At 70.3% G+C, this 7,875-nt stretch carries 8 protein-coding genes, 1 tRNA gene and 1 pseudogene; 2 read left to right on the top strand and 8 right to left on the bottom strand.

The annotated features are described in order from the left end of the window. From ureC to ffh, 6 genes and pseudogenes are all read right to left on the bottom strand, one after another. Positions 1-413 (bottom strand): annotated as a pseudogene (gene ureC / locus QZ607_RS25280) (urease subunit alpha); the annotation flags it as partial. Beyond that, the gene (locus QZ607_RS25285; RefSeq protein WP_295888909.1) at positions 410-772 is read right to left on the bottom strand and encodes an urease subunit beta; all 363 of its coding nucleotides are present in this window, start codon (positions 770-772) and stop codon (positions 410-412) included. The pseudogene ureC and the gene QZ607_RS25285, both read right to left, overlap by 4 nt. 92 nt (positions 773-864) lie before the next feature. Further along, a complete protein-coding gene (locus QZ607_RS25290) occupies positions 865-1,905 on the bottom strand; it encodes a putative sugar O-methyltransferase (RefSeq protein WP_295888911.1) in 1,041 nt (346 codons plus the stop codon). 32 nt (positions 1,906-1,937) lie between these two features. Beyond that, complete coding sequence (gene ureA, locus QZ607_RS25295) at positions 1,938-2,240, bottom strand: urease subunit gamma (RefSeq protein ID WP_295888913.1); 303 nt, start codon at positions 2,238-2,240, stop codon at positions 1,938-1,940. A 44-nt stretch (positions 2,241-2,284) separates the two neighbouring features. Further along, positions 2,285-3,139, bottom strand: a complete 855-nt coding sequence (locus QZ607_RS25300) for an urease accessory protein UreD (RefSeq protein ID WP_295888915.1) — start codon at positions 3,137-3,139, stop codon at positions 2,285-2,287. A gap of 177 nt (positions 3,140-3,316) precedes the next feature. After that, entirely contained in the window at positions 3,317-4,738 is a 1,422-nt protein-coding gene (gene ffh, locus QZ607_RS25305; protein ID WP_295888917.1) for a signal recognition particle protein, read from the bottom strand. A 248-nt stretch (positions 4,739-4,986) separates the two neighbouring features. Here ffh and QZ607_RS25310 point away from each other — a divergent pair, with 248 nt between their 5' ends. Continuing rightward, the gene (locus QZ607_RS25310; protein WP_295888920.1) at positions 4,987-5,799 is read left to right on the top strand and encodes an inner membrane protein YpjD; all 813 of its coding nucleotides are present in this window, start codon (positions 4,987-4,989) and stop codon (positions 5,797-5,799) included. Between the two features lie 214 nt (positions 5,800-6,013). Here the strand turns inward: QZ607_RS25310 and QZ607_RS25315 are convergent, their stop codons facing one another. Together QZ607_RS25315 and arsS are read right to left on the bottom strand one after the other, a co-directional pair. After that, positions 6,014-6,637, bottom strand: a complete 624-nt coding sequence (locus QZ607_RS25315; protein ID WP_295888922.1) for a TIGR04282 family arsenosugar biosynthesis glycosyltransferase — start codon at positions 6,635-6,637, stop codon at positions 6,014-6,016. A 14-nt stretch (positions 6,638-6,651) separates the two neighbouring features. Further along, on the bottom strand, positions 6,652-7,626 hold the full coding sequence (gene arsS, locus QZ607_RS25320; RefSeq protein WP_295888925.1) for an arsenosugar biosynthesis radical SAM (seleno)protein ArsS: 975 nt from the start codon (positions 7,624-7,626) through the stop codon (positions 6,652-6,654). A gap of 173 nt (positions 7,627-7,799) precedes the next feature. On the opposite strand from arsS, the gene QZ607_RS25325 reads away from it, so the two are divergent. Next, positions 7,800-7,875, top strand: a tRNA-Ala gene (locus tag QZ607_RS25325).

Raw genomic sequence — 7,875 nt, forward strand, 5'->3', positions numbered from 1 at the left:
ATGAAGTGGATGTGGGCGTCGATGCCGCCGGCGGTGACGATCATGCCCTCGCCGGCGATGGCCTCGGTGCCGGGGCCCACCAGGATGTCCACGCCCGCTTGCGTGTCCGGGTTACCGGCCTTGCCGATGCCGGCGATGCGCCCGTTCTTGATGCCGATGTCCGCCTTGACGATGCCCCAGTGATCCAGGATCAGGGCATTGGTGATAATGGTGTCCACCACCTCGTCCGCCTGGCGCTGGCACTGCCCCATGCCGTCGCGGATGACCTTGCCGCCGCCGAACTTGACCTCGTCGCCGTAGACGGTGTGGTCGCGCTCCACCTGGATGAGGAGCTCGGAGTCGCCGAGCCGGACCCGATCGCCTGTGGTGGGGCCGAACATGGACGCATAGGCGTCGCGGGAAAGCCTGCTCATGGCGTGTCACCTCCATCGCTGCCGTCATCGGCATCGCCGCCGTCAGCCGCCGGATCGAGCGGCCCCATGACCTTGCCGTTGAAGCCGTACACCACCCGGGCGCCGGCGTAGGGCACCAGGTCCACCGTGCGGCTCTGCCCGGGCTCGAAGCGCACGGCGGTGCCGGCCGGGATGTCCAGCCGATGCCCGCGCGTGGGCTCGCGGTCGAAGCTGAGCGCCGGGTTGGTCTCGTAGAAATGGTAGTGAGAGCCCACCTGGACGGGGCGGTCGCCGGTGTTGGCCACCTGGACGGTGAGCACTGGGCGGCCGGCGTTGAGCTCGATGTCGCCGGGGGCGGTGAGGATTTCGCCGGGGATCATAGCTGCCTCGCTGTGACTGCGCCTGGCCCTGATTCGGGAGACCGAGCCCGCGGGCCGAATCGGGGGGATCGAAAGCGGAAGCCGCCGCGGGCTCAGGGCGCATACTCGAACAAATGGTACATGGTCGGCGACAGCCCGTAACGCTGTACCACCGGGTCCCGGTATTTCGGCAGCACGGCGCGGGGCCGGTAGCCGGCCTGCTCCATGAGCGGCCCGAAGGGCTGTTGATCGTTGGTGAGCAGCTCGCGGCCGCCGTGGTCCTGCGCATTGGGCGCCACCAACAGCCAGGGCACCCGGTGGCGCGCGAGCAGGTCCAGCCACCAGGCGATGGCCTGCGGCCGGCATTCCGAGAAGCTGTGGATGTTCACCGCGAGCTGCACCGGTGCCGCGGCGAGCTCTGCGTCGATGCGGTCAAGCGGCGCCACCAGCGCGCGCTCGTCCAGGCCGCGGTGCGCCAGGTAGAGCCCGCACAGGTAGGTGGACTCGGGCACCGCATCCGTGCAGATGAAGCGCTCCATCTCCGGGAAGGCGGTGAGCGCCCGATGCGCGAGCCGCCCGTAGCCGGCGCCGATGTCCAGGATGGCGGTCACCCCGCCCGGGCCCAGGCACAGCTCGCGGTCGATGCAGTCCAGCTCCGCCAGGGAGTCCAGCAGGTCCCGCGACACGCGGCGACCCGCGATCTCGTACACCGCGGCGCCGCAGAGACCGTCCTCGTCCATGCCGGCGAAGCGCGCCACGGCGCGCGAGTCGGTGCGCGAGAACAGATGATAGGCCGCCAGCGCATAGGCGTTGATGCTGCGGGAGGCGCCGCGGCGCTGCCAGACGTAGGCCGTCTCGCCGCGGAAGGCCCTGAGCGCGGCCTCGTCCAGGGTGCCGGGCGCCCACAGCAGCGGCGTCGTCACGGCAGGATCGCAGGCCCGATACCGGCTGCGAAGAGCCTCCAGCGCCGGGTCGTCGAGGCGCAGGCGCGACGCCAGCGCCGGTGGCACCTGGGTATCGACGCTGGGCTCGATGCCGGGCGCCCCGCGCTGCCAGTCGAACAGCATGGCGTCGGGCACCAGGCTCTGGCCGGGCGGCGGGCCGCCGCAGCCGAGTCGGCGCAGCAGCCTCTGCACCAGCGGCGGTGCCGGCATGAGAAGCTCGCGGAGGCCGCGGCGCGGGGCTGTCAGACGATTGGGTCGTGGACGGTGACCAGCTTGGTGCCGTCCGGGAAGGTGGCCTCCACCTGCACGTCCGGAATCAGCTCCGGCACGCCGTCCATGACGTCCTCGCGGGTCAGCAGGGTGCGGCCGTAGTCCATCAGCTCGGCGACGCTGCGGCCGTCGCGGGCGCCCTCCAGAATGGCGCAGCTGATGTAGGCCACCGCCTCCGGGTAGTTGAGCTTCAGACCCCGCGCCCGCCGGCGCTCTGCCAGCAGACCCGCCGTGAACAGCAGCAGCTTGTCTTTCTCTCGCGGTGTCAGGTCCATTACGGCCTCGCGTCTCGGGCCCGGCACGCGCCGCGCCCGGGTCGTCAGGTTGCCCAAATACCGGGCGGTACCGCCCCGCGGCCCAGCAGACGCGGGCGCAGGGCGCTCCAGAGCGCACAGAATACCCGCTGCACGGGCTCCGTTGTATCGGCGAGGGCACGGGCGACGAGGAGATCGTCCAGGCGGGTGACGCCGATCAGGACGGCAGCGGCGTCGGCGACCACGGCGTGCGCCGCTTCAAGGTCCGGCGCCGCCGCACCGGTGGCGACGAAGGTGCCGGTCACCGCGTGCCGGCGCAGCCCACTGCCGCGGTCGAGGTCCGCAGGCGTGTCCACACGCAGGCGCTCCGCGAGCTGCGGCCTGCCGTCCCGGGCGAGGCGAAACGCGGCATCCAGCGCACCGTGCCCGAAGCGCTCGCCGATGACGGGCCGGCCCAGGCTGATGAGCTCCCAGGCGATGCAGCGCGCATCGCCGTGCAGCCGGATGTCGGTTTGCGCCCGGACCCGGGCGCCCGGAAACAGGATGGCCGGTTGCGGGAGCCACTCCAGCACGCCGCCAGACTCCACCCTCAGCACCTGGGTCTGGCGCGCCGTATCGCCGGCGCTGCGGTAGAACTTGGCGGCCCCGGGCGTGGTCACCAGGGCATGGGCGCCGGCGGCCACCGACAGGCGGATGTCCAGCGTGTCGCCGCCCACCACGCCGCCGGGCGGGTGCAGCGGGTAGAGATGGCAGGGCGCGCCCTCCGGGTGGAAGGCGCGCTGCAGCGTCAGTGGCCCCCGCTGGTGCTTGCGCGCAAGCACGGTGCGCGGCCCCCGCGGACCCGGGCGTCGCTCGCAGCCCAGGTACAGCTCAGCGCGCCAGCCCTGCCCCGCCCCGTCGATGGTCGTCGCTGTATCCACGGGTGCCAGTGTACTGCTTCCGCCCGCGGCAGTGGGCGCGCGACGGCGTGCTCGCCCCCGCGCAGCCGGGATGCCTGGATTCCGCTGCGCTGCATCCAGGCTGCGCGCTCTGCGGGCGCGGTACGAGCGGGGTGGCCGCGGCGCGGGCGAAGGCGCGCCGCGGCTCGCGTGCGGGTGTCACATCGGGAAGCCGCCGCCGGGTGGGAAGCCGCCGGGCGGCATGCCGCCGCCGGGACCGCCGAGCCCACCCATGCCGGGCGGCAGGCGGCCCTGCATCTGGCGCATCATCTTGGCCATGTTGCCGCCCTTCATCTTTTTCATCATCTTCTGCATCTGCGTGAACTGCTTGAGCAGCTTGTTCACGTCCTGCACCTGGGTGCCGGAGCCCAGGGCGATGCGCTTGCGCCGGCTGCCCTTGATGATCTGCGGATGGGCGCGCTCCATGGGCGTCATGGAGTCGACGATGGCGATGAGCTTGACGACCTCTTTGTCGTTGACTTGGTTTTTGACGTGGTCCGGCACCTCGCCCATGCCCGGGAGCTTGTCCATGAGCCCCGCCATGCCGCCGAACTGGCTCATCTGCTTCAGCTGGTCGCGGAAGTCGACCAGATCGAAGCCCTTGCCCTTCTTGAGCTTCTTCGCAAGCTTTTCGGCCTGCTTGTGGTCCACCTTCTGCTGGACCTCTTCCACCAGGGAGACCACGTCGCCCATGCCGAGGATGCGCGAGGCGATCCGGTCCGGATGGAAGGGCTCCAGCGCCGTGCTGCGCTCGCCGGTGCCGAGGAACTTGATGGGCTTGCCGGTGATCTCGCGGATGGACAGCGCCGCACCGCCGCGGGCATCGCCGTCCGCCTTGGTCAGGATGACGCCGGTGAGCGGCAGGGCATCATGGAAGGCCTTGGCGGTCTTGGCGGCGTCCTGGCCGGTCATGCTGTCCACCACGAACAGGGTCTCCGCCGGTGACAGCGATGCCTCCAGCGCCTGGATCTCGGCCATCATCGCCTCGTCGATGGCGAGCCGACCGGCCGTGTCCACGATGAGCACGTCCTTGAACTGCTTCCTGGCGGCGGCGACGGCGCCCTCGGCGATGGCCAACGGCTGCTGGTCGGCGCTGCTCGGGAAGCACTCGACGCCCACCTCGCGGGCCACCGTCGCCAGCTGGTCGATGGCCGCCGGGCGGTAGACGTCGGTGCTCACCACCATGACCTTCTTGCCCTGGCGCTCCGTCAGGAAGCGCGCGAGCTTGCCCGTGGTGGTGGTCTTGCCCGAGCCCTGCAGGCCCGCCATCAGGATGACCGCCGGCGGCTGCACGTTGAGCGCAAGCCCCTCGTTGGACTCGCCCATCAGGGCCGTCAGCTCGTCGTTGACGATCTTGATGAGCACCTGCCCCGGGGTCAGGCTGCGGGTGACGTCGGCACCCAGGGCGCGCTCGCGCACCCGCTCCACGAAGCCGCGCACCACCGGCAGGGCCACGTCGGCCTCCAGCAGCGCCATGCGCACCTCGCGCAGGGTGTCTTTGATGTTGTCCTCCGTGAGGCGGGCCTGGCCGCGCAGACCCTTGAGCACGTCGCCGAAGCGCTCCTGCAAGCTGTCGAACATGAGTCTTGACTCGGACCTTAAGTCTGATGAAGGAAATCGGGCCGACGCCCGGGGCGTCGGCGGCAGACGTGCCGCCCTCAGCCCGGGCATCGGCGGGAAGCACAGGCGGCGCGATCACCAGCCTGCCCGCAGCGGCAAGCGCCGGCGTTAACCTAAATCAAGGCAGCGGCAAAGAACAGCCCGCCGGCCGTCGCAAGACTGTCCGGGCGCGTTCCGGCCCGGGCGCAGTTGTGCGATGATCCGCGGCCATGAGCAGCGCCCCCATCGCCCTTTTCAGCATCGCCGCCTACCTCGGCAGCGCGAGCCTCATCGGCTGGCGCATGTTCAACCGCGACCTGGCCCCGGTCCAGGTGCTGCGCCAGACCACGCTCGGGCTCGGCTTCCTGGGCCTGCTGCTGCACACCTGGCTGCTGTATCAGGCCATCTTCAGCCATGCGGGCCTGAACCTGGCCTTCTTCAACGCCCTGTCGCTGGCCTCCTGGACGGTGGTGGCGTCGCTGCTGATCTCCAGCCTGAGCAAGCCCATCGAGAACCTGGGCCTGGTGATCCTGCCGCTTGCGGCCATCACCGTGCTGCTGGACCTGATCTACCCCGGCGTCGGCTTCATGAGCGAGGACGCGAGCTGGATCCTGAAGCTGCATGTGCTGCTGTCCATGCTCGCCTACAGCCTGCTGACGCTCGCCGCCGTGCAGGCGGTGCTGCTGGCGGTGCAGGACAGCTACCTGCGCCGGCGCAGGCCGAACACCTTCATCCGCTCCCTGCCGCCGCTGATGACCATGGAAGCCCTGCTGTTTGAGATGATCGGCATCGGCTTCGTGCTGCTCACGCTCGCCCTGCTGTCGGGCTTCGCCTTCCTGGAGAACATGTTCGCCCAGCACCTGGTGCACAAGACGGTGCTGTCGGTGCTCGCCTGGATGGTGTTCGGCGGGCTGCTGCTCGGGCGCCGCGTCTGGGGCTGGCGCGGACAGAAGGCCATCCGCTGGACCCTGAGCGGCTTTCTGCTGCTGATCCTCGCCTACTTCGGCTCCAAGTTCGTGCTGGAGCTGATTCTGCATCGCTGAAACGCCGCTGGCGCGGCGTGCCAGATGGTCTGATTCAAGCCGCGCTGCGACGCTCCGCCCATCCCCGCCGCTGGGACCACGCACTGATCGTAACGCGGCGCGGGAGTCCGGGCAGGGATCGGGCGACCGCGCGGACACCGCAGCCTGGATGCAGCGAAGCGGAATCCAGGTCTTTACGTCGCCCTTGCGGGTGCCTGGTCCAGCCGGCCGCCCGTCAGCAGGCCAGATCCTCCGGCCGGTCCACATCGGCGAGCGGCGCCAGCTCCCACCAGCGCCACCCGAGTCCGGCCAGGCGCGCCCGGGTGAGCGCCGCCACCTGATCACCACCCCAGGGCATGCCCGTGAACAGCTCGCGCGCCGGCTGCCGCAGCCCGAGCAGCACATAGCCGCCGTCCTCTGCCGGCCCGAGCACGGCATCCTGCTGCGGCTGCGCCAGCAGCGCAGTCAGCGCTGAGGCGATCTGGGCCGGCCCGAGTCCCGGACAGTCGCTGCCGATCAGGACCGCGGCCTCGACCCTGAGCAGCGCATCCGTCGCCGCGTGCAGCATCCGCTCGCCGAGGTCACCGCCCTGCTGATCGTGCAGCGACAGGTCCCAGCGCGCCGCCAAGTCCTGGAATGCCCAGTGCCCGGTATCCGGCGCACACCAGAGCTCCAGCGGCGCGATGCGGGCCGGCGCCAGCCGCGCCAGGGTCCCCTCCAGCAGCTCCCGGTACAGCGCCGCAGCGCCCTCGGCGCCCAGCGCTGGGATCAGCCGCGTCTTGCAGGCGCCCGGCACCGGCGCCTTCGCAAACACCAGAATCCGCGCCTGCGGGAAGCGATATCCGCCGCCGGCTTCCAAGGCCCGAAACGCCGTCAGCTGAGCGCCCCGCCGCAGCTGCTGCCCTGCCCCGCCGTGCAGCCGAAGCAGTGCTCGCCGACGCGGATGCCGGCGCCCGTCAGGCCGTCCGCGTCCGTGAGCTCGCTGACGTGCGGGCGTCCATCCCCGGCACTGCCCAGGGGCAGGCCCAGCATCTGATTGAAGTCACAGTCGTAGACATAGCCCTGCCAGTCGATGCTGACCAGGTCGCGGCACATCACCGCCTCCAGGTTCTCGTGCCGATGGGCATCCTTCAGCAGGCGCATGTAGTCATCGAAGCGCCCGGTGGACAGAAGCCAGCCGCCGAAGCGGCGGATGGGCATGTTCGCAAGCGTCAGCAGCCGGTTGAAGCGCACGCCGTATCGCTCCCACAGCTCGCGCTTGTAATCCGCCTCCAGCGTGCACTGCGGCGGCGGCAGCACCGCATCCACCGGGTTGTACACCAGACTCAGCCGCAGCCCAGTTGCGTCGGCATCCTCGGCGCCATAGCCCAGTTCGTTCAGGCGTCTGAGCCCCCGAATGCTGGCCTCGAACACGCCCTTGCCGCGCTGGCCGTCCACGTTGTCCTCCAGGTAACAGGGCAGTGAGGCGATGATCTCCACGCGGTGCGCCGCCAGGAACGCCGCCAGGTCCGCCTGGTCCGGCTCCTCCAGGATGGTCAGGTTGCAGCGGTCCAGCACCTGCACGCCGAGCGCCCGTGCCCCCTCCACCAGTGGCCGGAACACCGCGTTCAGTTCCGGGGCACCGCCGGTGATGTCCAGGGTGGAGGCGCCGCTGCGCTCCACGAACGCGAGCACCTGCTCCATGGTGTCCGCATGCATCTCCTCGCGGCGTTTCGGCCCGGCGTCCACATGGCAGTGCACGCAGGACTGGTTGCAGCGGTAGCCCAGGTTCACCTGCACCGTGCTGAGGTGCCGGCGGGCGATGGGCGGAAAGTCGGTCTCAAGCAGCAGGGGTTTCGAGTCCAGCAAAACAGGGCTCCTCGGCGGGTCATCACAGCTGCGGGCACACGCCCGCCCCGTCTCCGCCAAGTGGCGCCGCCGACACGATTGTCAAAACCGACAACGGTGATAAACTTGCGGGCTTGGGCATCGCAGGCTCCCAGGCCGGCACCGACCCGCCCAAGCCCGCCCGAAATCCCCACGGGGCCGTAGCTCAGCTGGGAGAGCGTCGCGTTCGCAATGCGAAGGTCAGGGGTTCGATCCCCCTCGGCTCCACCA

The organism is uncultured Thiohalocapsa sp., from assembly GCF_913063425.1.
Lineage (GTDB): Bacteria > Pseudomonadota > Gammaproteobacteria > Chromatiales > Chromatiaceae > Thiohalocapsa.